The following is a 22,764-nucleotide window of genomic DNA, read 5'->3' as shown; positions in this document are numbered from 1 at the left end:
CGTCTGCGCCATGACCCCTGAGATCTCCGAAGCCGCCGAGGCGCGGGAAGCGGCCGATGTCCAGGCCACGGCCGTCGGCCGTCGTCTGCCCTGGAACAAGGTCCCCGAGGTCACCCTGTACTTCTGGGTGATCAAGGTGTTGTGCACGACGGTCGGCGAAACCGCCGCCGACCTGCTCAACGGCAGGCTCGGCCTGGGCCTGACCGGTGTGTCGTTGCTGATGAGCGCGCTGCTGGCGGCGGCGCTGGCGGCGCAGTTCCGGGCCCGGGCCTACCGTCCCGGGCTCTACTGGCTCGTCGTGGCCCTCGTCAGCGTCGTCGGCACGCTGATCACCGACAACCTGACCGACAACCTGGGCGTGCCGCTCCAGGTCAGCACCGGGGCGTTCGCCGTCGCGCTCGTCGGGGTGTTCGCCGTGTGGTACCGCAGTGAGCGGACCTTGTCCATCCACCATGTCGACAGCGTTCGGCGGGAGGGCTTCTACTGGTTGGCGGTGTTGTTCACCTTCGCCTTGGGCACCGCGGCCGGTGACCTGGTAGCGGAGCGCATGGATCTGGGTTACTGGCTCTCGGCCGCTCTGTTCGCCTCGGCGATCGCGGCTGTCGCGGTGGCGCACTTCGCCTTGGGCCTGGACGCGGTGTGGAGCTTTTGGATCGCGTACGTCCTGACCCGCCCGCTCGGTGCCTCGGTCGGCGACTACCTGTCCCAGCCGGCCGCCGACGGTGGCCTGGGGCTGGGCACGGTGGCCACCAGCGGGCTGTTCCTGGCGGTCATCGCCGGCCTGGTGGTGTTCTTGACGGTGACGCGCCGGGACGTGACCGAGCGGGATCACCTCACGCCGCGGGAAGGCTGATCACGAAGGCGGCGCCCGGCGTGTGCTGGGCGTCATGACGCACGTCGCCGTCGGCGGAGCGGGCAAGGCGTCGCGCGAGGGGCAGCCCGAGGCCCGCTCCACCGTGTCCGTCGCCGGGGTCGGCGCGCCGGCCCGGCTGGAACAGCCCGCCGGTGAAGGAGTCCGGGACGCCCGGGCCGTCGTCGACGACTTTGATGCGCACGCTGCCGTCGGGGTGTTGCCGGGCACTGATGAGGACACGGGAGCGGGCGTAGCGCAGCGCGTTGTCGAGGAGGGGGCTGACGATCCGTTCCAGCAACGCGGCGGGAACCCCCGCCGTCAGCGTCTCCGGGCAGCTGACCGTCACCGTGGCTGTGCCGTGGGCAGGGGCTCCGGCCGTGAGATACCGCAGGACGGGCAGGACGCTCGCGGTGCCGGGGACGGCCCGGGTGCTGTCCCGTGCGTCGTCGAGCAGGGTGTCGCAGATCGTCCGCATGCACTGGGCGGCGTCCGTGAGTCTGGCGTGCATGGCCCGGGTCTCCTCGGCCGACCGCGGCCGGGCGCGCCACCAGTCCAGCTCGGTGGTGATGCGCGTGAGCGGGGTGCGCAGTTCGTGCGACAGCTCCCCGGTGAGCAGTTGTTCGTGTCGCAGCACGGCGCGGATGCGGTCCAGCAGTCCGTCCAGGGAGGCGCCCAGCTGCGCGAGCTCGGCGGGGCGGGCGGTGGCGCCGAAGCGTTCGTCGGAGGCGGCGGCGCTCCACCGGGTGGCCTGGCCGGTCATGACCTGCACCGGGTGCAGGGCCCGTCCGACCGCGAGGCGGGTGAGGACGTAGGTGCAGGCGAGGACCGTCGTACCCAGGGCGAGGGAGGCGAGGAGCATGGTGGCCGCCGAGGCCCGGTAGGGGGCCAGGTCCAGGGCGGTGACCACGACGGCGCCGGGTGCGGTTTGAGAAGGGACCTCGCCGACGGGCCGGGAGCACAGGCGGACAGGGCCGTCGCCTTCGAAGGTGGTGCACCGCGAGGTCACGCGCGCGGCGAGCCCGGCGGCCACTGTCGTGAGGGTGCCGTCGGCCGGGGCCGAGACTGGGCGTTCGAGCAACCGCGGGCCGGCATAGATCCACACGTTCGTGTCGAGCAGTGCGTCGTCCGCCGTCTCGCGCACCCGCACCGGGTCGCTTCTCGTGTCCACGGTCGTGGCCACGGCCTCGGCGCGGGTGCGCAGTTCGTCGTCGGCCTGCCGCTGCAGGTGGTCGCGGACGACAGCGTTGAACACCACGGTGAGGACCACCATCACCAGGGTGGCCGTCGCCAGTGCCACCAATGAGAGGCGGCCGCGCAAGGTACAAGGCCACATGGCCCGCCGGATCGCCTTCATGCCAGCCGGTGCCCGACTCCCCTGGCGGTACGAACCGTCAGATCGCTGCCCGCCTGCCGTAGCTTGCGCCGCAGCCGGCTCAGGTACTGGTCGAGGGTGTTCTCGCTGACATGGGCGCCCTCGGGCCAGCCCGCCCGGATCAGCCCGCGCCTTGACACGATGTCCCCGCAAGAGGCCATCAGGGCGGCCAGGAGCCGGAACTCCGTAGGGGTGAGGGCGATGTCGCGGCCGCGTACGGTCACCGTGTACCGCGCCGGGTCGAGCGTCAGCTCCCCGGCCGGGGCCGGGCCCGCCGGCCCTGCCCGCTTGAGCATGGCCCGTAGCCGGGCGGTCAGTTCCGCAAGGTGGAACGGCTTGGTCAGGTAGTCGTCGCCGCCGGCGGAGAACCCGCTGAGGCGGTCCGTCAGCCGGTGGCGGGCGGTCAGGAAGATGACGGGGTCGACAAATCCGTTGGCCCGCATCGCCTGGCACACGTCGCGCCCGTCCGCGTCCGGCAGCCCGACGTCCAGGACCACAGCGTCGACGGTGTCACCGGCCAGCCGCAGGGCGCCGGCACCGTCCTGGGCCGCCACGGTGGCGAAGCCCTCGTCGCGCAGGCCGCGTAGCAGCACGTCCCGCAGGGCATGGTCGTCCTCCACGACCAGGATGGTGTGCACGCCGGCTCCTTTATGAGTTCGGGCGGGGAGCCGCATCGTTCCCCGGGTCCGGATCGTCCTTGTGCGCGGGGGCGGTGAGCGCGGGGAGCCACCGGGCGGCCGCCCTGGCGCACGCCGCGTACCAGGCGAGGGCGAAGAGCCAGGCGCCGATGACGTCGCTGAACCAGTGGACCCCGAGGTAGACGCGCGTCAGCCCGACCGCGACGCCCCAGCAGCCGACGAGCGCGACGGCGAGGAAGCGGCCGGGGGGCGAGCGCAGCAGTACTGCCGTGATCACCAGTGCGGCCGTGAGGGCCGCCGTGGTGGCGTGGCCGGACGGAAACGACCACCCCGACGCGTGCGTGGCCCACTCCTCGGCCGGCGGGCGTGGGCGACCGATCAGGTACAGCACCGCCCGCCGCAGGAGCTGCCCCACGCCCAGGCAGAGCAGGCTCGCGGCGGCCACGTACACCTTCTGGCGTTTCGTGCGCCCGGCGATGACACCCGCCAAGGCCGCCAGGACGTAGGGGACCGCGCCCGTCCCGGTATCGGTCAGCGTCCGTATCGCGCTCACCGCCGTGGCCGGACGGTGACCGACGGCCCAGTAGAGCAGGGCCCGGTCCCCGGGCAGAGGAGCACCGCTTCGTGCGGTGACGATCGCGGCCAGGAGCGCGAAGCAGGCCAGGGTCGCAAGGCCTGCCGCTGTGCGGCGCCCGGTCACGCGCCCGCGCCGCTTCGCCGCCCGGCCGCGGCGCGGCGCGAGCGCAGGATCTCGGCCAGGAGCGGCGACAACGACACGCCGACGATCAGCGCGACGACCGGCAGGCCCGTCTCGGCGAACAGCACCACGCCGACCCCGAGCACTCCGAAGGCTCCGAGAAGCGACTGGGCGTCCAGGACGTTGACGGCGAGCGGGGACGCCGTCGCGAACAGGGGTGCGGACATCGTCGCGTGCCCTTTCACAATGAGGGAGCGGGCGGCCTGCACGGCACCCCGACTGACTACAAGCATATAGACGGTCTACTGGTATGTAGACGACGGCGGGGTGAAGGACGTTCCCATGACGAACGCGAAGGACGAACGACGGTCGGCGGGCGAGCTCGAGGCCGGCGTCCTGGCCATCCCGTGGGCCGCCGGCGCCCCCTGACCCCGGCCGAGGTTCAGGCGACCCTCCCCACGACCCGGCTCGCACGACCGTGACCACGACCTTGACGCGCCTGCACGAAAAGGGCATAGCCGGACGCAGGCGACAGGGCCGCGGCTACTCCTACCTTCCCGTCCAGGACGCTCCCGGCCTCACGGCCCTGCGCATGCACAGCGAACTCGAACGGGACGCCGACCGCGAAACCGTCCTGGCCCGCTTCGTCGCCCGGCTCAGCCCCGACGACGAACGCCTCCTGAGGGGCCTGCTGGAGCCGGAGGAGCGATGACCGCCCTCCCGCTCCTCCCCCTGCCGCTCCCCTTCCTCGCGCCTCCACTGGCACAGCGCACCGTCCAGCGGCTCGCCCCGTCCCCACCGTGTGGCTGCTGACGCTCACCGCGCTCGCGCTGGCCGGCGGCTCGCTGACCGCCCTGGGCGCCCTCGTCCTGACCGGCCTGCTGAAACCACCCTTCTTCACCTCGCTCGGGGAGCTCGTCCACCCCCTGTACACGCCGTGGGACGCCGTCGCCGTGCCGTCGGCCACGGCCGCGGTCGGCCTGCTCGGCGTCGGCGCCTGGGCGCTGACCCGCACGGCCGTCCGCCAGATCAGGGGGCTACGGGCCGCCCACGCCGAGGCCGGCCGCCGCCCGACGGCAGGGGATCTGTGCCTCGTCGACTCACCGCACCCGGACGCCTACGCCCTGCCCGGCAGGCCCGGCCGCATCGTGATCACCACCGCGATGATCCGCTGCCTCGACGCGGCCGAACGCGAGGTCCTCTTCGCCCACGAACGCGCCCACAACACCTGTCACCACCATTACTTCCTGGCCGCGGCCGAGGTCGCCGCCCACTGCCACCCCGCCCTGCGCCCCGTCGGTGACGCGATCCGGTACGCGGTCGAGCGCGCGGCCGACGAAGCCGCTGCCACTGCTGTCGGTGACCGACGCCTGACCGCCCGCGCCGTCGCCCGCGCGGCCCTCGCCTCAGGCACCCACCCCACCGAGCGGCCCGCGGTCGCACCGGCGGCGACGACCGGCCCCGTCCCGCGCCGCGTCGCCGCCCTCCTCGCAAGCCCCCAGTCCCGCCACAGCCGGACCACCCCATGGGGCGCCCTCCTCCTGGCCGCCTGCGCCATCACCTCTGTCGGCGCTTCGGCGACGGGCCTGATCGACTTCCACCACGGGGTCGAAGTCGCCCAGGGCGAAGCAGCTCGCTGATCGGCGCCGCCTGGTCGGGCGCACGGAACCACCGGACTGCCGTTATCGTCTACCGGCGTGTAGTCACTCCACGGGGTGTCCGCACGCCGACGCATGCCCCCGTACCGTAACCGCGCGGGAGCGCACCCTCCGCACGATGGGAACACGCAGACGATGACGACCGCTTCAGGCTCGCCCGGCCTCGACGGATCCGCGATAGACGGCGGCCTGTACACCGACGTCACCGACTTCGCGCACCACACGCACTGGCTCAACGGCGCGGTGTCCTTCTACACGACCTACGGCATCGCCCTCTTCGGCCTCCTCCTGCTGGCCGGCTGGTGGCTCGCCCGCCCCCGCGACGCGCGCATCATGGCCGCCGCGCTGGTCACCCCCGTCGCCGTCGTCATCGCCTACCTCGTCAACGACGGCATCAAATCCCTCTTCCAGGAAGCACGCCCCTGCCGCGCGCTGCCGCACGACTTCCTCATCGAAGCCTGCCCGCCCGTCAACGACTACGCCTTCCCGAGCAACCACACCACCGTCGCCTTCGCCGTGGCCGCCGGTCTCCTCCTGGTCAACCGGCGCCTTGCCGCCCTCGCCTGGCCGGCCGCCATCTTGATGGCCGCATCACGCGTCTACGTCGGCGCTCATTACCCGCACGACGTCCTCGTCGGGGCCATCGTCGGATCCGTCCTCGGAGTCGCCATCGTGGCGACCACGCGTCGCACGGCCGCCCAGGCCGTCTCCAAGCTGCGCGGCGGCCCGGCACGCTCGCTCCTCGGATCCGCCTGACCCGGCACGCGCCGCCCGCATCCAAGCCGACGGCCACCCCTGCTCCCGGTGCGAGAAACCCGGAGGAGCGGGTCCTCGCGCCGGGATGACAGTGAGCAGGGTCAGGTGGATCGGCCGTCTCTACGGCCCTGTCTGCCCCTCGGCCGCCTCGGCCGGGGACGGCCGGTCCAGGCGGGCGACCTGTTCCCGCAGCGTATCGACCTGCGCGGTGAGGCCTTCGATGCGGCGGTGGAGGGCCTGGATGCAGACGAGGGCGACGCCGTTGGTGTCGGTGGCGGAGATGGTGACGTTGTTGTCGCCGAGCCCGAAGGCCGCGTACCAGTCCTGCGCCATCGGGCCGAGGTGCCGGACATGCGGCGGGTCCCAGTGATAGCGCCAGGTGCTGACCGGCAGCCGGAGGACATCCTCCAGGACCTGGTGGCCGTTGACGGCCTCGGCGGGGCCGGTCGTGGCCGCGGTGGCGGCAGAGGCCAGACCCGCCGGGCCGGCAAGGACCTGCGCACGGGTCAGGGGATCACGGCGTGCCGCCCGCGCTGTGCGGGCGGCACGCCACCAGGTGGCGATCAACGGTCCCAGCGCACCGGGGTCACGTCGGTCTTCGCATTGCGGTCCGAGAGACCGCCCAGCAGGCCAGTGACGATGCTCAGGAGCTGGGGGGATGCCTGCTCGGCGATCGGGGTGAGGGTGACCGCGCCGCTTCCGGCCCGGGTGCCGTCGGCGTGGGTGACGGGCGTGGCACGACGGTCGGGATCGATTGATGTCATGAGCTTCTCCTGCGAAGAAGGATCCGGCCCTGCGCGATCTGCCCACGGTGACTACGGAACAGGAGATTCCGACCCGCCATCACCCAAACGAGTCCCGACCGAAGATGCTCACACTCCTTGAAAACCTACCCATACCCGGGGCAAGGACGTGGCCGCCATGTGATGCTGACTCCTCTGGACCGATGCTGACGGTTTGCTGACCGCCAATGGCCCAGAACGTCTCTGACCTGTACAAAGGCGCGAAAGGCCTGGTATGTGGTGGAACTTCGCCGCCCGGACGAACGACGAGATCGCGCGGGCGCGGGAGGAGTGGACGGCGGGATCGCGCTTCGGCGACGTCCACGGCTACGACGGCGACCGGCCCGGCGCCCCCGCCCTGCCGCCGGTGCCGCTCAAACCCCGGGGGCGGGTGCGGTGACGGGGGCCAGGGGGGTTCTCTTCGACTTCTCCGGCACGCTCTTCCGGGTCGAGCCCGCCGCCTCGTGGCTGCGTGCCGCCCTCGCCGGGGCCGGCGTCGCGGCCGCCGACGACGAGGTCGCACGTCTGACGGCCCTGCTGGAGGAGGCGGGCGCGCAGCCCGGCGGCACCCGCCCGAGCCGCGTGCCGGCGCACCTCGCGGACGTGTGGGCCGAGCGCGATCTCGGCCCCGAGCGGCACCGGGCCGCGTACACGGGTCTCGCCCGCGAGGTCCCGCTGCCGGAGGAGAGCCTCTACGAGGCGCTCTACGCCCGGCACATGGAGCCCGCCGCCTGGCGGCCGTACGCCGACGCCGCCGAGGTCCTCGGCGAGCTGCGCCGGCGGGGTGTGCGCACGGCCGTGGTGAGCAACATCGGCTGGGACCTGCGGCCGGTCTTCCGCGCGCACGGCCTGGACGAGCTGGTGGACGCCTACGTCCTGTCGTACGAGCACGGGGCGCAGAAGCCGGACCCGCGGCTGTTCCGTGTGGCGTGCGAGGCGCTCGGGCTGCCGCCGGGCGACGTCCTCATGGTCGGTGACAACCGGCGCGCGGACGGGGGCGCCGGGGGCATCGGGTGCGCGGTGCGCCTCGTGGAGCATCTGCCGGTGGAGGAGCGGCCGGAGGGTCTGCGGCCGGTGCTCGGCCTCGCGGGCTGACGTCCGGCCGCCCGGCCGTGCCGCTACTCAGCCTCGCGCGCGGCGCCCGCCCACGCCCGGAGCGCCGCGCGGTCGGCGAAGCGGCCGACGTTGCGGTCCAGGCCCCCGGCCCAGCTGTACTGGTGGAACGTCCACGGGTGCTGGACGGCCGGGTGGCCGGCGGCGTGTCCGGGGTCGGCGATCCACAGTCCGTCACCGGCGTCGCTGGTGGTGTCCCGGTTGAACCAGTAGTCGCGGTTGCAGTACAGGACCACTTTGTGACCGCTCGCCTCCTGGCGCACGTAGTCCAGCCAGCGGTCCTTGTCGCGGCCCCAGACGTCGGCGTGTTCCCAGTCGAGGGCGAGGACGTCGCCCTCGCGTAAGGCTATTTTGCCGAGGAAGTAGTCGCCCTGCGCGGACATCGAGCCGGGGGTGACGTAGTGGTAGTAGCCGACGACCAGGCCCTCCCGCCGGGCACGGTCGCGCTGTTTGACCCATTTCGGGTTGGTGTACGACGTTCCTTCCGTCACCTTGACGAAGACGAAGTCGTAGCCCTCGACGGGATAGTTCTCGCTGTTGTGGCTGCTGACATCGATGCCGTGGAGCATGCCGGTCACCTCCGGTACCGCGGACGAACGACGGGGCGTCCGCAGTATCGGTCCCAACCGGCGCTCCAGCGAGAGCTTTGGCCCTACGTTTTTCCCACGGCCGTACGAACGTACGGCCGTGCGACCCCACAGCCCTACGGACCCACCCCTACGGGCCCACCGGCACCCGCGGCCGCCGGCTGCCCGCCGCCGTGTGCAGGGCCAGGGCGGCCAGCGCCTCGGGGGCGCCGTGCTGGCCCCGGATGCCGGGGAAGGCGTTGATGTCGACGATCACGGGCGCGCCGCCGCCCGCGTCGAGCAGGTCGACGCCGTAGACGTCCAGGGCGAAGATCTCGCCCACGCGCCGGACCACCTCGAGCCACTCGTCCGGGAGGTCGCCGAGGCCGAGCGTGCGGGTGCGTTTGTCCGTACCGCCCTCGGCCAGTTCGGAGCGGCGGAGCCCGGCGAAGATCTCGTCGCCGACCACCCACATCTTGTGGTCCCAGCCGCTGTTGGGTGTGAAGGGCTGGATCACCACCGGCTCGTCCGGCCAGCGCGCGGCCAGCTCCCGCAGCCGCTCGGCGTCGTCGACGCGGGCGACGAGGTCGTGGCGGCGGCTGTGGCGGCTCTTGACCACCACGGGCCAGGCGGGCTCCCCCGCCGTCCCCGGCAGCCGCAGCGAGGGCTCGGTGCGGGTGGCGACGAACGGCAGGCCGGCGCGCAGGGCGACGTCCGCCATGGCGGTGCGGTCCTGGCAGAGCTCGGTGGCGGCGGCGGAGTTCAGCACGGGTGCGCCGTGCTCCTCGAGGTGGCGCGCGTAGGCCAGGGCGCGCGGTGTGCGCGTCTTGAGCAGGTAGACGTCGGCGAGCGTCGCCGGGTCGGGGAGGGCGTCCGCGGTGCCCGGGTCCAGCCATTCCACGGTGTGCTGGGACGTCAGCAGGTCCGTGGTGCGGGCCAGGAGCGGGTGGTCGGGGGCGGGCGTCAGCAGGCAGATCCTCATGCGCCGCCGCCCAGGCCTCCGGCGGCGACGGGCGTGGTCGGCGGCGGGACCGCGGCCGTCCGGTCCGCGCCGGCCAGCCGCAGGATCGCGCGGGCCACCTTGGCCACCGCGTCGGGAACCTGCCGGAAGCTGGGGAAGTCGTTGACGTCGACGACCACCGGGCCGTCGGGGCCGAAGACGATGTCCACCCCGTACAGGTCGAGGCCGAAGACCGCGCCGACCTCGGCGGCGATGGCCGCCACCTCGCCGGTCAGCGGCACCTGGCGCTCGCGCGCCGGGTGGTCGGGGTGCAGAGGGCTGCGGCGCTCGGTGGCGTACAGCTCGCCGTCGACGCAGTACACCTTCAGGTCGACGCCCGTGTTGGGCACGTACGGCTGGGCTATCAGCATGCCGTCCGCCGCGGACCCGGCGTCCGGCGCGGGCAGCCGCTCGGGGTCCGGTACGAGCCGCACCGCGCGCCCGGAGCTGCCGTCGGCGGGCTTGACCACCAGGGGGTAGGCGCTCGCGGGCAGCTCGGCGAAGTCCTCGGCCCGCATCGCCGCGTACGTGGCGGGCACGGGAAGGCCGCGGGATTCGGCGATCACCGCGGCCAGCGCCTTGTCCCGTACGCCGCGTATGGCACGGGCGTCGTTGACCGTGGTCAGGCCCACGGCCGCCGCGCCCTCCAGCAGCGTCAGCCCCGGACCGCCCGACACCGTCTTGAGCACCCAGGCGTCGTGCCGCCCGGCGCGTACGGCCTCGGAGAGCCTCAGCGGTGAACCGCCCGGTCGCAGCACGTCCACCCGGTGGCCCCAGGCGGTCAGTTGGCGGATCACGTCCACCGGCATGCCGTCGTACCGGTACTGCTCCTCCACCAGGAAGCAGAGTCTCATGTGCTGCATCATCCTCGATATCCCGGACATCCGCCGATCCGCCCCGGCGGAACTTGACGGCTCAGGATGTCATGGGCGCGTGGGTGGAACGTACAGCACCGCCGCGACCGGTCACGGGGGCGAGCGGAACACCTCCAGCAGCCGCTCGGCGGCCAGGCTCGCCGTCAGGGTGCCCTCTCGCACCCTTTGTTCCAGGTCCGGGCCCAGGCGGCGCACCTCGGGATGGGCGCGCAGCTCGGTCAGGAGCTGTTCGCGGACCATGGTCCAGGTCCAGTCCACCTGCTGCTCGCGGCGGCGGGAGGCGAGTTCGCCGGTGGCCTCCAGAACGCGCCGGTGCTGCTCGATCCGTTCCCAGAGCGTATCCAGTCCGGTGCCCTCGCGGGCGCTGCAGGTCAGGACGGGCGGGTTCCAGGCCGCGTCCGGCGACTGCATCAGACGCAGGGCGCCGGCGAGCTCGCGGGCGGCGGCTTTGGCGTCGCGTTCGTGCGGTCCGTCCGCTTTGTTCACGGCGACGAGGTCGGCCAGTTCCAGTACGCCCTTCTTGATGCCCTGGAGCTGGTCGCCGGTGCGGGCGAGGGTGAGTAGCAGGAAGGTGTCGACCATGTTGGCGACGGCCGTCTCGGACTGGCCGACGCCGACGGTCTCCACCAGCACCACGTCGTAGCCGGCGGCCTCCATCACCACGATGGTCTCGCGGGTGGCCTTGGCGACCCCGCCGAGCGTGCCCGCGGTGGGCGAGGGGCGGACGAAGGCGGCCGGGTCGACGGCGAGGCGTTCCATGCGGGTCTTGTCGCCGAGGATGCTGCCGCCGGTGCGGCTGGAGGACGGGTCGACGGCGAGGACGGCGACGCGGTGCCCGAGTCCGGTGAGCATCGTGCCGAGGGCGTCGATGAAGGTGGACTTGCCGACGCCGGGCACGCCGGTGATGCCGATCCGCCGGGCCGCGCCCGCGTGCGGGAGCAGTGCGGTCAGCATGCGCTGGGCGAGGGCGCGGTGGTCGGGGCGGGTGGACTCGACGAGGGTGATGGCGCGGGCGATGGCCGCCCGCTTCCCGTCGAGCACATCCTTCACATAGGCGTCGATGTCGATCGCGCGGGCCATCAGGGATGCGGCCTCACAGCTCGTGGCCGAGGACCCCGGACAGGGTCTTCAGCAGGTCGTGGGCGGCGTCCGGGATGACCGTGCCGGGCGGGAAGACCGCGGCGGCGCCCATCTCGAGCAGCGTGGGGACGTCCTGCGGCGGGATGACCCCGCCGACGACGATCATGATGTCCTCGCGGCCCTGTTCCTCGAGCTGTTCGCGCAGCGCGGGGACGAGCGTGAGGTGACCGGCCGCCAGCGAGGAGACGCCGACGATGTGCACGTCCGCCTCGACCGCCTGCCGGGCGACCTCGGCCGGGGTCTGGAACAGCGGGCCGACGTCCACGTCGAAGCCGAGGTCGGCGAAGGCCGTGGCGATCACCTTCTGGCCGCGGTCGTGGCCGTCCTGGCCCATCTTGGCGACCAGGATGCGCGGTCGGCGGCCGTCCTCCCGCTCGAACGCCTCGACCAGCGCGCGGGTGCGCTCCACGCCGGACGACATGCCGGCCTCCTCCCGGTAGACACCGGAGATCGTACGGATCTGGCCGGCGTGCCGCCCGTACACCTTCTCCAGGGCGTCGGAGATCTCGCCCACGGTGGCCTTGGCGCGGGCCGCGTCCACCGCCAGCGCCAGCAGGTTGCCCTCGAGCCCGGGGCCGGGGTTCGCCGCGGCGGCCCGGGTGAGCGCCTCCAGCGACGCCTGGCAGGCGCTCTCGTCGCGTTCGGCGCGCAGCCGGCGCAGCTTGTCGATCTGCTGGGCGCGCACCGAGGAGTTGTCGACCTTGAGGACCTCGATCTGCTCGTCGCTGTCGACCCGGTACTTGTTGACGCCGATCACCGGCTGGCGGCCGGAGTCGATGCGGGCCTGGGTGCGGGCCGCGGCCTCCTCGACGCGCAGCTTGGGGATGCCGGCGTCGATGGCCTGGGCCATGCCGCCGGCCGCCTCGACCTCCTCGATGTGCTGCCAGGCGCGGCGGGCGAGGTCGTGGGTGAGCTTCTCGACGTAGGCGCTGCCGCCCCAGGGGTCGATGACCCGGCAGGTCCCGGACTCCTGCTGGAGCAGCAGCTGGGTGTTGCGGGCGATGCGGGCGGAGAAGTCGGTGGGCAGCGCCAGGGCCTCGTCGAGGGCGTTGGTGTGCAGCGACTGGGTGTGGCCCTGGGTGGCGGCCATGGCCTCGACGCACGTACGGGCGACGTTGTTGAAGACGTCCTGCGCGGTCAGGGACCAGCCCGAGGTCTGCGAATGGGTGCGCAGCGACAGCGACTTGGTGTTCTTGGGGTCGAAGCGCTTGACCAGGCGGGCCCACAGCAGCCGGGCCGCCCGCAGCTTGGCGATCTCCATGAAGAAGTTCATGCCGATGGCCCAGAAGAAGGACAGGCGGGGCGCGAAGGCGTCCACGTCGAGGCCCGCGCCGAGGCCTGCGCGCAGGTACTCCACGCCGTCGGCGAGGGTGTAGGCCAGCTCCAGGTCGGCGGTGGCCCCGGCCTCCTGGATGTGGTAGCCGGAGATGGAGATGGAGTTGTAGCGCGGCATCTTCTGCGAGGTGTACGCGAAGATGTCGGAGATGATCCGCATCGAGGGCCGGGGCGGATAGATGTAGGTGTTGCGGACCATGAACTCCTTGAGGATGTCGTTCTGGATGGTCCCGGCCAGCTTCTCGGGCGGTACGCCCTGCTCCTCGGCGGCGACGATGTACAGCGCCAGCACGGGCAGCACCGCGCCGTTCATCGTCATGGAGACGCTCATGCGGTCGAGCGGGATGCCGTCGAAGAGCTGCCGCATGTCGTAGATCGAGTCGATGGCGACGCCGGCCATGCCGACGTCACCGGTGACGCGCGGGTGGTCGCTGTCGTAGCCGCGGTGGGTGGGCAGGTCGAAGGCGACGGACAGCCCCTTCTGACCGGCCGCCAGGTTGCGGCGATAGAAGGCGTTGGACTCCTCGGCCGTGGAGAATCCGGCGTACTGACGGATGGTCCAGGGCTGGTTGACGTACATGGTGGGGTACGGGCCGCGCAGGTAGGGCGCGATGCCCGGGTAGGTGCCCAGGAAGTCCAGGCCGTCGAGGTCCTCGGAGGTGTAGAGCGGCTTGACGCCGATGCCCTCCGGGGTCTGCCAGAGCAGGTCCTCGACGCTCCTGCCGGTGCTCTCCTTCAGGGCCGCCCGCCAGGCGCCGGGGTCGGCGGGGGCGACGGCCGGGCCCAGGTCGATGCCGGAGAAGTCGGGGATCGGCATCACGCCACTCCCATCTGGTCGAGGACGGAGGAGAGGACGGCGACGGCGTCGCCGCCGGCGAAGACGAACTCGTCGACTCCGGCCCGCAGACAGTCCTCCCGCAGCTCGCCCTTGGGCTTTCCGGCGAGGAGGACGGTGGTGGCGCCGGCGGCCTTGAGCGCCGAGGCCACGGCCGCGGCCTGGTCGGCGTAGAGCGCGTCGCTGGAACAGAGGCAGGCGATCGTGGCGCCGTCGGCCGCGAGGGCGCCGGCGGCGTCCTCGGCGGTGACCTGACGGGTCACGGGCTCGATGCCGCCCGCCTGGAAGAGGTTGGCGGCGAAGGTGACCCGGCCGGTGTGGGCGGCGGCGGGGCCGAGGGCCGCGAGGAGGACGCGGGGCCGGGCGCCGGTGGCGGCGAGGTGGGCGTCCGAGCGGGCGCGCAGGGCCTCGTACGCCTCGTCGCGGCGGACCCTCGGCAGTCCGCCGGAGGGTGCGGCGGGGGCGGGCTCGCGGTGGACGGGCTGCTCGCCGAGGTGCGGGAACTCGCTGACGCCGGTGATGGGTTCGCGCCGCTTGGCGATCCTGTCGCCGCGCGCCTGCCAGCTGTCGGCCAGGTCCTGGGCCAGGCGTCCCGAGCGCAGGGCCGCCGCGTGGCCGCCCAGGCGCTCGATCCCCTGGAAGACCTCCCAGCCCGCGTGGGCGAGTTCGTCCGTCAGCCGCTCCACGTACCAGGAGCCGCCGGCCGGGTCGATCACCCGGGCCAGGTGCGACTCCTCGAGAAGGATCGTGGAGGTGTTGCGGGCGATGCGCCGGGCGAAGGCGTCGGGGAGGCCGAGAGCTTGATCGAAGGGCAGCACGGTCACGGAGTCCGCGCCGCCGACCCCGGCGCCGAGGCAGGCGATGGTGGTGCGCAGCATGTTCACCCAGGGGTCGCGCCGGGTCATCATCACCGAGGAGGTGACGGCGTGTTGGCGCTGGGCGCGGGCGGCGGGCGCGGCACCGCTGACCTCGGCGACCCGGGCCCACAGCCGGCGCGCGGCGCGCAGTGTGGCGATGGTCAGGAACTGGTCGGCGGTGGCGGAGTAGCGGAACTCCAGCTGGGAGCAGGCCTCGTCGACGGTGAGCCCGGCGGCGGTGAGGGTACGGAGGTAGGCGACGCCGGTGGCCAGCGAGGCGCCCAGCTCCTGGGCGGGTGTGCCGCCGGCCTCGTGGTAGGGCAGCGCGTCGACGGTCAGGGCGCGCAGGCGCGGGTGGTCGCGGACGCACAGGGCGGCGAGGCCGGCGGCGGCGTCCAGGGCCTCGGCGGGGTCGGCGTCGGTGCCGGTGCGGGCCAGGGTGCCCAGCGGGTCGGCGCCGAGGTTGCCTGCGGCCGCGCCGGGCGGCAGGTCGCGCTCGGCGTAAAGGCTCAGCAGCCGTCGCGCGGCGGGCTCGAACTCCGCGCCGGCGTCGAGGACGACCGGGGCCAGGTCGAGGTAGACGCCGTCCAGGACGGCGGGGAGGTCCTCGACGGGCAGTCCGGAGCCGCCGGCGGTCAGCCACAGGGAGGTGGCACCGTTCTCGAGGTCGGCGAGGACGGCTTCGTTGGCCTTCCGGGGGTCGGCGCCGCCGTGGTGCTGGCGTACGTCCCATCCGGTGAGCGCGGTGCCCTCCGGCCGTCCGCCGCGGACGAACGGGGGGAAGCCGGGCGGGCCGGGCAGGGTGCCGGCGTCGTCGGCGGTGTACAGCGGGCGGGTGGCGAGCCCGTCCTCGAGCGCCGTGGTCAGCGCGTCCTCGGCCGCCGGTCCCTCGGCCGCGGTGCCCGCTCTGCTCAGCACGCCCTCGACGAGGCGCTGCCATTGCTCGCGGGTCGCGTCCGGGAACTCGGCGGCCAGGTGGAAGCCGTCGTCGGGCAGGACCGTCATGGGGGGAAGGCTAGGGGAGCGGGCGCGCCCCGCAGCAGGGGCAACCGCTGTGACCTTGGCCTCTTCCGATCAGCCGGTCAGCCGGCGTCGTCGGCGGCGTGCCGGCCGTCGGTCACGACGAATTCGCACCAGACCGACTTTCCGGTGCCGCGCGACTCCACGCCCCAGTCGTCGGTCAGCTCCTCGACCAGCAGCAGCCCCCGGCCCGAGACCCCGGCCTCGCCCGGCTCGCGGCGGCGCGGGAGGACGCTGGACTTGTCCTCGACCTCGACCCGCACCCGCCGTTCGGGGCCGGGCATCATACGGATCGTCACCACGGCAGCCCCGTCGGTGTGCAGCAGGGCGTTGGTGACCAACTCGTCGGCGACCAGCTCGATCTCGTCGGAGCGTTCCCGGGCCCCCCAGGCCCGTACCGCCGCGCGGATCATGTGCCGGCCGGCCGAGAGGGCCTCGGGGTCGGCGGGGGCGATGTGCTGCTGCAGCCGTCCTCCGCCGCGTACCGCGGGGCCGTGGCGGCGCAGCAGCAGGACGGCCATGTCGTCCTCGCCGATCCGCTCGCCGATCGCGTCGCACAACAGGTCGGCCATCTTGTGGAGGTCGTAGGGGCCCTCGCGGACGGCGGCGCTGAGTGTGCGGATGCCCTCGTCGAGGTCGGAGCCGGGCACCTCGACCAGACCGTCGGTGAACATCATCAGGGTCTCCCCCGGGTCCAGTTCCACGGTCGTCACGGGATAGTCGAGGCGTCCGAACTCGGCGGACAGGCCCAGCGGCAGGCCGCCGGAGACGGGCAGGCGCCGGACGGTGCCGTCGGTGTGGCGCAGCAGCGGGTCTATGTGGCCGGCGCGGACCAGCTGGACGACGCCGGTGGCGAGGTCGGCCTCGGCGTAGGTGCAGGTCGCGAAGCGGTCGGTCTCGAGTTCGTAGAGGAAGGAGGAGGCGCGGGCCATGACGGTGGCGGGCGCGTGGCCCTCGGTGGCGTAGGCCCGCAGGACGATGCGCAGCTGGCCCATGACGGCCGCGGCGTGGGTGTCGTGGCCCTGGACGTCGCCGATGACGGCCCCGACCCGGCCGCCGGGCAGCGGGATGGCGTCGTACCAGTCGCCGCCGATGTCCCGGCCCATGCGGGCGGAGCGGTAGCGGACGGCGATCTGGGCGCCGGGGATGTCGGGGATGCGGCGCGGGAGCATGGCCTGTTGCAGGCCCTCGGCGAGGTCGTGTTCCTGGTCGAAGAGCATGGCGCGGGCGATGCTCTGGGCGAGGCTGCTGCTCAGCGCGATGAAGAGGTTGCGCTCGTGCTGGGTGAAGCCGCGCGCCTCGCGGTAGAGGAGGCCGAGGGCGCCGATGGGGCGGGCCTGGGCGATCAGGGGGAGGTAGGCGGCGGAGGCGATGCCGATGTCCTTGATGCGGTCCCACAGCCAGGGGTAGCAGGTGGAGAACTCCTCGCGGGACTCGATGAAGCGCGGGGCGAGGGTGCGGATGACGTCGCTCATGGGGAAGTTGTCGTCCACCCGGGTGTAGCGGGTGCCCGGGATGAAGTGCTCGGAGGGGCCCTCGGCGACGAGGTGGATCCGACCGGACTCGACGAGGCCGAGGACGAGCAGGTCGGAGCCGAGGTGCTCGACGGCCTGGGCGTCCTTGAAGAAGTCGATGACGTCCTGGACGGTCCTGGCGTGGGCGAGGGCGGCGGTGATGGTCTCCACCACGGTGGTCTGGTGGCGGCGCTCGAGCTCCTGCTCGCGCGGTCCGGCCTGGCCGAGCTCCTCGCCGGCGTCCCGGACGATGCCCATGATGCGGCAGGGGCGTCCCTGCTCGTCGCGCCGGATGAGGCCCTGGGTGTACGTCCAGCGCAGGCTGCCGGTCTCGCCGCGTACGCGGTAGTAGGCGCCGTAGCTCTCGCGGCCCTCCTTCAGGGCGCGGGCGACCTGGGCGTCGAGCCTGGTGGCGTCGGAGCGGGGCAGCCGGCCGGAGAGGTCGGAGATGTTGCCGTGGAAGGCCTCCGCCGGCATGTCCAGGACGTCGAGGGCCACGGCGTCGAGATGCAGCCGTCCGCTGACGAGGTCCCAGTCGAAGCTTCCCGTGCGGTGGAGGGCGTGGATCAGCTCCGGGCGGGCGGGCCAGTCGTCCGGCGGCGCTGCGGCGGCGGCCGTCGCTCCCCGATCAACCATAGAGCCACTCTGCCACCTTTTGTCGGTTTCTTCGATGTGGCTGCGCGCTCCCGGGGCAGCGGTGGTACGGATACCGGCATGGAGTGGTTCACCGCCTCCGGCTACTGGCTGAGCCGGCTCGTCCTGCAGCGCGCCCTCGCCGTCGTCTACCTGGTGGCCTTCCTCTCGGCCGCCCTGCAGTTCCGCGCGCTCATCGGCGCGCGGGGCATGCTGCCGGTCCCCCGCTTCGTCGCGTACGTCCCGCTGCGCAGGTCGCCCAGCGTCTTCCACCTCCACTACTCCGACCGTTTCTTCGCCGCCTGGGCCTGGGGCGGCGCGCTGCTGTCGGCCGCGGTGGTGGTGGGGGCGGCGGACGCGGTGCCGCTGTGGGCGTCGATGCTGATGTGGCTGGCGCTGTGGGCGCTGTATCTGTCCATCGTGAACGTCGGCCAGACCTGGTACGGCTTCGGCTGGGAGTCGCTGCTGCTGGAGGCCGGGTTCCTGGCGGTCTTCCTGGGCAACGCGCGGACGGACCCGCCCGTGCTGGTGCTGTGGCTCATGCGGTGGCTGCTCTTCCGCGTGGAGTTCGGCGCCGGGCTGATCAAGCTGCGCGGGGATCCCTGCTGGCGGAACCTGACCTGCCTGTACTTCCACCACGAGACCCAGCCCATGCCGGGGCCGCTGAGCTGGTTCTTCCACCGGCTGCCGCGGCCGCTGCACCGCGTGGAGACGGCCGCCAACCACGTCGCCCAGCTGGTGGTGCCGCTCGGCCTCTTCGTCCCGCAGCCGGTGGCGAGCGTCGCGGCCGGCGTGATCATCTGCACCCAGCTCTGGCTGGTCGCCTCCGGCAACTTCTCCTGGCTGAACTGGCTGACCATCGTCCTGGCCCTCGCCGCCGTCGACGGGCAGGCGCTGGCGGACGTCTTCTCCGTGGCGCACCACACGCCGCTGGGCCCGGCGCCCCTCTGGTACGAGGCCGTGGTCCTCGCCGTGACGGTGCTGGTCCTGGTGCTCAGCTGGTGGCCCGCACGCAATCTGCTCTCCCCGCACCAGCGGATGAACGTCTCCTTCAATGCGTTTCACCTGGTCAACACCTATGGCGCCTTCGGCAGCGTCAACCGCAGCCGGCACGAGGTGATCGTCGAGGGCACCGACGAGGAGACCCTCACCGAGGAGACGGTCTGGAAGGAGTACGGCTTCAAGGGCAAGCCGGGCGACCCGCGCCGGCTGTCCCGCCAGTACGCCCCGTACCACCTGCGGCTGGACTGGCTGATGTGGTTCGCCGGGATCTCGCCGGCCTACGCACGGGAGTGGTTCGGCCCCTTCGTCGAACGGCTGCTGACGGGCGACCCGGCGACCCTGCGCCTGCTGCGGCACAACCCCTTCCCCGCAGCCCCGCCCACCCACGTCCGCGCCCGGCTCTACCTCTACCGCTTCACCACCTGGCGGGAGCTGCGGGAGACCGGCGCCTGGTGGCACCGCACCTTCGAGCGCGAGTACCTTCCGCCGACCCGGCTGGCGCGGCGCTGACCGGCATGCCGGTCACCGTCGCCGCGCCGGCCGCGACGCCGAGGGGCTCGTGCCCGCCACCGGCGGTCGGCCCGGTCAGCGGGCGGCGAGGCCCACGCGGGCCAGCTCGGCGGCGGTGACCGGCGGCTCGTGCGACGGCCGACGGCCCGGTCCGCGCGCCACGCGCAGCGCCACGGCGGGCGCGAACAGGCGCGACACCGGCGCCGACAGCGTCATCACATCGAGCAGCGCCCGGGTCACCGCGTGGTCCACCGTCCCCGTGCGCATCATGCGCTGCAGATAGCCCCGCAGCAGCCGCGCGGCGGTCGGCGGCCGCTCGCCCACGGCGCCCGGGTAGTGGATGTCCTCGCCGGCCGCCATGGCCCAGGCCGCGTCCGCCGTACGGGTGATGGCGCGCTGGGCGCGGCGGCCCACCCGGGGGTCGGCGAGCACCTCCCCGGCCAGGACCTCGCGCAGCGCGACGGCGGCGAGGGCGGCCACCGACATGCCGTGCCCGTAGACGGGGTTGTAGGCGGCGACGGCGTCCCCGGTGACGACGAAGCCCGCGGGCCAGGGGTCCAGGCGCTCGAAACAGCGGCGCCGGTTGACGGTGGAGCGGTTGAGGTGGACGTCGGACAGCGGCTCGGCGCGGGCGATGATGTCGGCCGCGAGGGGATGACGCAGACCTCGTGCGAACGGCTCGAACGCGGCGGCGTCCCGGGAGGGTTCGCCGCCGCGCGTACCGGAGACGGTCACCAGCCACCGGCCGCCCTCGACGGGGTGCATGGTCATCCCCTGGCCCGGCAGGTCCCCGCCCGGCGCGGGGGAGACGCTCACCACGGGGAAGTCCTCGGCGCCCGGCGGCGCCCGGAAGAGCCGGCTGGCGTAGACCAGGCCGGAGTCGACGGTCTCCTCCCGGACGGCGGGCAGGCCGAGGCCGGTCAGCCAGTGCGGGGCGCGCGAGCCCCGGCCGGTGGCGTCGACGACGAAGTCGGCCGGCAGCGTCCACGGCTCGCCGCCCCCCGCGCCGGCCAGGCGCACGCCGGTGACCCGCCGGGCGTCGCCGGTCAGGCCGAGGACCTCGACGCCCTCCCGCACGGTGACCCGCGGCAGGGCCGTGACCCGCTGCCGGACCACCAGGTCGAGCAGGTCGCGGCTGCAGGAGATGAGGAACTGCCGCCCGGCCGCGCGCGGGATCCAGCCCTGCGCCGACAGCGTCACCAAAGCGGCGGGCAGCGCCATCCGCCGCGCCCCCGCGGCCACCCAGGCGTCGGTGATCCCGGGCAGCAGCGACTCCACGGCCCGCGCCCCGCCGGAGAGCATCAGATGGGCGTGCCGGGCCTGGGGCAGACCCTTGCGCGGCAGGGCCGTCGCCGGGAGCCGGTCGCGCTCGAGCACCACCACCTCGTCGGCGTGGCCGGCCAGTACGGAGGCGGCCAGCATGCCGGCCAGGCCCCCGCCGAGGACCACCGCCCGGCGGGGTACGGCGGCCGGCGGGCCGGGCCGCGGGTCGCTCGTCTCGGTTCTCTCCTCGACGGTCACCGTCGCCTCCTCGAGGGTCGCTGAACGGGAAGGGCGCTCCGGTGGGATCTGCCCACGCCAGGGCCGGGCCGAACGCGTGCGAACGTGCGAGGGGTGGCGCACGGTGGTGGTGTGGAGGCAGAGGCCATGGAACCGGTGGAGGCGCTCGAGCGCATCGCGTTCCTGCTCGAGCGCGCCCAGGCGCCCACCTATCGGGTGAAGGCGTTCCGGACGGCCGCCGCCGTGGTCGGGGAACTGCCGGACGAGGAGGTGCGCCGCCGCGTCACCGACGGATCCCTGACGGAGCTGAAGGGGATCGGCCCCAAGACCGCGGCGGCGGTGGCCGAGGCCGTACGCGGGGAGGTGCCCGGCTATCTGGCCCGCCTGGAGGAGGAGGCCGGGCCGCTCGCCGAGGGCGGGCTGGAGCTGCGGGCGGCGCTGCGCGGCGACTGCCATCTGCACTCGGACTGGTCCGACGGCGGCAGCCCGATCGGGGAGATGGCCCGCGCCGCCCGGGCGCTGGGCCACGAGTGGGCCGTGCTCACCGACCACTCCCCCCGGCTGACGATCGCCCGCGGCCTGTCGCCGGAGCGGCTGCGCGAGCAGCTCGCGGTGGTCGCCGAGGTCGACGACCTGCTCGGGGACGGCTTCCGGCTGCTGACGGGCATCGAGTGCGACATCCTGGCCGACGGCTCGCTGGACCAGGAACCGGAACTGCTCGAGCGGCTGGACGTGGTGGTCGCCTCGGTGCACTCCAAGCTGCGGATGGACGCCGAGTCCATGACGCGCCGCATGGTGGCCGCCGTCGCCAACCCCCTCGTCGACGTGCTCGGGCACTGCACGGGGCGGATCCTGGGGCACCGGCCGGAGTCGGAGTTCGACGCCTCGATGGTCTTCGCCGCGTGCGCCCGCTTCGGCACCGCAGTGGAGATCAACTGCCGGCCCGAGCGGCTCGACCCCCCGCGCAGGCTGCTGCGCCAGGCGCTGGACGCGGGCGTGCTGTTCTCCATCGACAGCGACGCCCACGCCCCCGGCCAGCTCGACTGGCAGATCCACGGCTGCGCGCGGGCCGAGGAGTGCGGCGTGCCCGCCGACCGCGTCGTCACCACCTGGACGGCGGACGAGCTGCTGGACTGGGCCGGGGCGACGTGACGCCGGAGCGCGGCCTCCCCGAGATCGGGCCCATGCTGGCCACGCCGGCCCCGCTGCCCGCCGAGGACGACGAGGCGTCCTGGGGCTTCGAGGTCAAGTGGGACGGCGTGCGCTGCGTGGCCGGCGCGCCGGGCGACGGCTCGCTGCGGCTGGTCACCCGGGCGGGCAACGACGTCACCCGGACCTACCCCGAGCTGCAGGGGCTCGGCGAGCGACTGGCGGGCCGGCCGGTGGTGCTCGACGGGGAGATCGTGGTGGTGGACGAGAAGGGGCGGCCCGACTTCGGGCTGCTGCAGCGGAGGATGGGCGTCACCAACCCGCGCCGCGCGGCGCATCTGGCGATGGAGTGTCCCGTCCATCTGATGCTCTTCGACGTCATGTACCTCGACGGCGCGCTGCTGACCGAACTTCCCTACCGGGAGCGCCGCGCCCTGCTGTACGGGCTGGGCCTCGGGGGGCCCAACTGGTCGGTGCCCGCGCACCTGGAGGGGCACGGCCGGCAGGCGTGGGACGCCACGCTGGCGAGCGGCTTCGAGGGGGTGCTGGCCAAGCGGCTGACGTCCCGCTACCTGCCGGGCGTCCGGTCACCCGACTGGCGCAAGACCAAACACGTGATCACCCTCGACGTGGTCATCGGTGGCTGGGCGGAGGGCCGGGGACACCTCTCCGGGCTCCCCGGCGCCCTGCTGACCGGCCTGCCCGAGCCCTCCGGCCTGCGCTACACGGGTTCCGTCGGGTCCGGGCTCTCCGAGTACGAACGCGGGGAGCTGGCCCGCTACCTGGGGGTGATCCCGCGCGCCGGGTCCCCCTTCACCGGCCCGGTCGACGTGCCGGGCGCCCACTGGGTCGAGCCGCGCCTGGTCGCGGAGGTCGTCTTCTCCGGCTGGACGGCCTCCGGGCGGCTGCGGCACCCCACCTGGCACCGGCTGCGCCCGGACCTGACCCGGCTGGGGTGA

19 protein-coding genes and 4 pseudogenes are annotated in these 22,764 nt (G+C 73.5%); 9 read left to right on the top strand and 14 right to left on the bottom strand.

Annotation, left to right across the window (positions count from 1 at the left end):
• The first annotated feature begins 10 nt into the window (after nucleotides 1–10).
• The gene (locus J1792_RS13245) at nucleotides 11–853 is read left to right on the top strand and encodes a COG4705 family protein (RefSeq protein WP_086570057.1); all 843 of its coding nucleotides are present in this window, start codon (nucleotides 11–13) and stop codon (nucleotides 851–853) included.
• Here J1792_RS13245 and J1792_RS13240 read toward each other — a convergent pair.
• The 4 genes and pseudogenes from J1792_RS13240 to J1792_RS13225 all read right to left on the bottom strand — a co-directional run.
• Nucleotides 834–2,207, bottom strand: a complete 1,374-nt coding sequence (locus J1792_RS13240; RefSeq protein WP_207247282.1) for a sensor histidine kinase — start codon at nucleotides 2,205–2,207, stop codon at nucleotides 834–836. The two genes, J1792_RS13245 and J1792_RS13240, sit on opposite strands and share 20 nt — an antisense overlap.
• Nucleotides 2,204–2,863, bottom strand: a complete 660-nt coding sequence (locus J1792_RS13235) for a response regulator transcription factor (RefSeq protein ID WP_307842970.1) — start codon at nucleotides 2,861–2,863, stop codon at nucleotides 2,204–2,206. Before J1792_RS13235 ends, J1792_RS13240 begins: the two co-directional genes overlap by 4 nt.
• A gap of 10 nt (nucleotides 2,864–2,873) precedes the next feature.
• Entirely contained in the window at nucleotides 2,874–3,563 is a 690-nt protein-coding gene (locus tag J1792_RS13230; RefSeq protein ID WP_207247280.1) for a phosphatase PAP2 family protein, read from the bottom strand.
• Between the two features lie 68 nt (nucleotides 3,564–3,631).
• Nucleotides 3,632–3,787: pseudogene (locus J1792_RS13225) on the bottom strand (DedA family protein); the annotation flags it as partial.
• Between the two features lie 115 nt (nucleotides 3,788–3,902).
• Between J1792_RS13225 and J1792_RS13220 the strand changes: the two are divergent.
• From J1792_RS13220 to J1792_RS13210, 3 genes and pseudogenes are all read left to right on the top strand, one after another.
• A pseudogene (locus J1792_RS13220) lies at nucleotides 3,903–4,272 on the top strand (BlaI/MecI/CopY family transcriptional regulator).
• A pseudogene (locus J1792_RS13215) lies at nucleotides 4,269–5,200 on the top strand (M48 family metalloprotease). The pseudogenes J1792_RS13220 and J1792_RS13215 overlap by 4 nt, the downstream one beginning before the upstream one ends.
• A 153-nt stretch (nucleotides 5,201–5,353) precedes the next feature.
• The gene (locus tag J1792_RS13210; protein WP_086570069.1) at nucleotides 5,354–5,974 is read left to right on the top strand and encodes a phosphatase PAP2 family protein; all 621 of its coding nucleotides are present in this window, start codon (nucleotides 5,354–5,356) and stop codon (nucleotides 5,972–5,974) included.
• 120 nt (nucleotides 5,975–6,094) lie between these two features.
• On the opposite strand, the gene J1792_RS13205 is transcribed toward J1792_RS13210, so the two are convergent.
• On the bottom strand, nucleotides 6,095–6,541 hold the full coding sequence (locus tag J1792_RS13205) for a tail fiber domain-containing protein (protein WP_207247279.1): 447 nt from the start codon (nucleotides 6,539–6,541) through the stop codon (nucleotides 6,095–6,097).
• A complete protein-coding gene (locus tag J1792_RS13200) occupies nucleotides 6,538–6,738 on the bottom strand; it encodes a hypothetical protein (protein ID WP_207247278.1) in 201 nt (66 codons plus the stop codon). Before J1792_RS13200 ends, J1792_RS13205 begins: the two co-directional genes overlap by 4 nt.
• A gap of 253 nt (nucleotides 6,739–6,991) precedes the next feature.
• On the opposite strand from J1792_RS13200, the pseudogene J1792_RS13195 reads away from it, so the two are divergent.
• Nucleotides 6,992–7,156 (top strand): annotated as a pseudogene (locus J1792_RS13195) (pirin family protein); the annotation flags it as partial.
• A complete protein-coding gene (locus tag J1792_RS13190; RefSeq protein WP_207247277.1) occupies nucleotides 7,153–7,851 on the top strand; it encodes an HAD family hydrolase in 699 nt (232 codons plus the stop codon). The pseudogene J1792_RS13195 and the gene J1792_RS13190, both read left to right, overlap by 4 nt.
• 23 nt (nucleotides 7,852–7,874) lie before the next feature.
• Here the strand turns inward: J1792_RS13190 and J1792_RS13185 are convergent, their stop codons facing one another.
• The 7 genes from J1792_RS13185 to J1792_RS13155 form a co-directional block, all read right to left on the bottom strand.
• Nucleotides 7,875–8,438, bottom strand: a complete 564-nt coding sequence (locus tag J1792_RS13185) for a glycoside hydrolase family 25 protein (protein ID WP_086570076.1) — start codon at nucleotides 8,436–8,438, stop codon at nucleotides 7,875–7,877.
• A 148-nt stretch (nucleotides 8,439–8,586) separates the two neighbouring features.
• On the bottom strand, nucleotides 8,587–9,417 hold the full coding sequence (locus J1792_RS13180; RefSeq protein WP_207247276.1) for an ATP-grasp domain-containing protein: 831 nt from the start codon (nucleotides 9,415–9,417) through the stop codon (nucleotides 8,587–8,589).
• Entirely contained in the window at nucleotides 9,414–10,289 is an 876-nt protein-coding gene (locus tag J1792_RS13175; RefSeq protein WP_086570108.1) for an ATP-grasp domain-containing protein, read from the bottom strand. The genes J1792_RS13180 and J1792_RS13175 overlap by 4 nt, the downstream gene beginning before the upstream one ends.
• A gap of 111 nt (nucleotides 10,290–10,400) precedes the next feature.
• Nucleotides 10,401–11,390 (bottom strand): methylmalonyl Co-A mutase-associated GTPase MeaB, encoded by a 990-nt coding sequence (meaB, locus tag J1792_RS13170; RefSeq protein ID WP_086570080.1) that lies wholly within the window; start codon nucleotides 11,388–11,390, stop codon nucleotides 10,401–10,403.
• A gap of 13 nt (nucleotides 11,391–11,403) precedes the next feature.
• A complete protein-coding gene (gene scpA / locus J1792_RS13165; protein WP_086570082.1) occupies nucleotides 11,404–13,602 on the bottom strand; it encodes a methylmalonyl-CoA mutase in 2,199 nt (732 codons plus the stop codon).
• On the bottom strand, nucleotides 13,602–15,482 hold the full coding sequence (mutA, locus tag J1792_RS13160; RefSeq protein ID WP_086570083.1) for a methylmalonyl-CoA mutase small subunit: 1,881 nt from the start codon (nucleotides 15,480–15,482) through the stop codon (nucleotides 13,602–13,604). Before mutA ends, scpA begins: the two co-directional genes overlap by 1 nt.
• Nucleotides 15,483–15,559: 77 nt before the next feature.
• On the bottom strand, nucleotides 15,560–17,647 hold the full coding sequence (locus tag J1792_RS13155; RefSeq protein WP_086570085.1) for a SpoIIE family protein phosphatase: 2,088 nt from the start codon (nucleotides 17,645–17,647) through the stop codon (nucleotides 15,560–15,562).
• Between the two features lie 78 nt (nucleotides 17,648–17,725).
• Here J1792_RS13155 and J1792_RS13150 point away from each other — a divergent pair, with 78 nt between their 5' ends.
• A complete protein-coding gene (locus J1792_RS13150; RefSeq protein ID WP_207247275.1) occupies nucleotides 17,726–19,156 on the top strand; it encodes a lipase maturation factor family protein in 1,431 nt (476 codons plus the stop codon).
• 75 nt (nucleotides 19,157–19,231) lie between these two features.
• Here J1792_RS13150 and J1792_RS13145 read toward each other — a convergent pair whose 3' ends face one another.
• The gene (locus J1792_RS13145) at nucleotides 19,232–20,677 is read right to left on the bottom strand and encodes an FAD-dependent monooxygenase (protein ID WP_242705090.1); all 1,446 of its coding nucleotides are present in this window, start codon (nucleotides 20,675–20,677) and stop codon (nucleotides 19,232–19,234) included.
• Between the two features lie 126 nt (nucleotides 20,678–20,803).
• On the opposite strand from J1792_RS13145, the gene J1792_RS13140 reads away from it, so the two are divergent.
• Nucleotides 20,804–21,808: a PHP domain-containing protein gene (locus J1792_RS13140; RefSeq protein ID WP_207247787.1), complete on the top strand. Its 1,005-nt coding sequence runs from the start codon at nucleotides 20,804–20,806 to the stop codon at nucleotides 21,806–21,808.
• Nucleotides 21,809–21,840: 32 nt separating this feature from the next.
• Nucleotides 21,841–22,764 carry a non-homologous end-joining DNA ligase gene (gene ligD / locus J1792_RS13135; protein ID WP_207247274.1) on the top strand — a complete coding sequence of 308 codons (924 nt, stop codon included), beginning with the start codon at nucleotides 21,841–21,843 and terminating at the stop codon, nucleotides 22,762–22,764.

The organism is Streptomyces triculaminicus, from assembly GCF_017349075.1.
Classification (GTDB): Bacteria; Actinomycetota; Actinomycetes; order Streptomycetales; family Streptomycetaceae; genus Streptomyces; species Streptomyces triculaminicus.
The sequence above is the reverse complement of the archived record's forward strand: the minus strand, read 5'-3'. Positions and strand labels throughout refer to the sequence as shown.

What these genes read in the sequence shown, in the direction of transcription:
- J1792_RS13210 (WP_086570069.1), top strand. Translation starts at nt 5,354, where the DNA reads ATGACGACCGCTTCAGGCTCGCCCGGCCTCGACGGATCCGCGATAGAC.
- J1792_RS13140 (WP_207247787.1), top strand. Translation starts at nt 20,804, where the DNA reads ATGGAACCGGTGGAGGCGCTCGAGCGCATCGCGTTCCTGCTCGAGCGC.
- J1792_RS13175 (WP_086570108.1), bottom strand. Translation starts at nt 10,289, where the DNA reads ATGAGACTCTGCTTCCTGGTGGAGGAGCAGTACCGGTACGACGGCATG.
- ligD (WP_207247274.1), top strand. Translation starts at nt 21,841, where the DNA reads ATGCTGGCCACGCCGGCCCCGCTGCCCGCCGAGGACGACGAGGCGTCC.
- J1792_RS13150 (WP_207247275.1), top strand. Translation starts at nt 17,726, where the DNA reads ATGGAGTGGTTCACCGCCTCCGGCTACTGGCTGAGCCGGCTCGTCCTG.
- J1792_RS13245 (WP_086570057.1), top strand. Translation starts at nt 11, where the DNA reads ATGACCCCTGAGATCTCCGAAGCCGCCGAGGCGCGGGAAGCGGCCGAT.
- mutA (WP_086570083.1), bottom strand. Translation starts at nt 15,482, where the DNA reads ATGACGGTCCTGCCCGACGACGGCTTCCACCTGGCCGCCGAGTTCCCG.
- J1792_RS13155 (WP_086570085.1), bottom strand. Translation starts at nt 17,647, where the DNA reads ATGGTTGATCGGGGAGCGACGGCCGCCGCCGCAGCGCCGCCGGACGAC.
- scpA (WP_086570082.1), bottom strand. Translation starts at nt 13,602, where the DNA reads ATGCCGATCCCCGACTTCTCCGGCATCGACCTGGGCCCGGCCGTCGCC.
- J1792_RS13185 (WP_086570076.1), bottom strand. Translation starts at nt 8,438, where the DNA reads ATGCTCCACGGCATCGATGTCAGCAGCCACAACAGCGAGAACTATCCC.
- meaB (WP_086570080.1), bottom strand. Translation starts at nt 11,390, where the DNA reads ATGGCCCGCGCGATCGACATCGACGCCTATGTGAAGGATGTGCTCGAC.
- J1792_RS13180 (WP_207247276.1), bottom strand. Translation starts at nt 9,417, where the DNA reads ATGAGGATCTGCCTGCTGACGCCCGCCCCCGACCACCCGCTCCTGGCC.
- J1792_RS13240 (WP_207247282.1), bottom strand. Translation starts at nt 2,207, where the DNA reads ATGAAGGCGATCCGGCGGGCCATGTGGCCTTGTACCTTGCGCGGCCGC.
- J1792_RS13200 (WP_207247278.1), bottom strand. Translation starts at nt 6,738, where the DNA reads ATGACATCAATCGATCCCGACCGTCGTGCCACGCCCGTCACCCACGCC.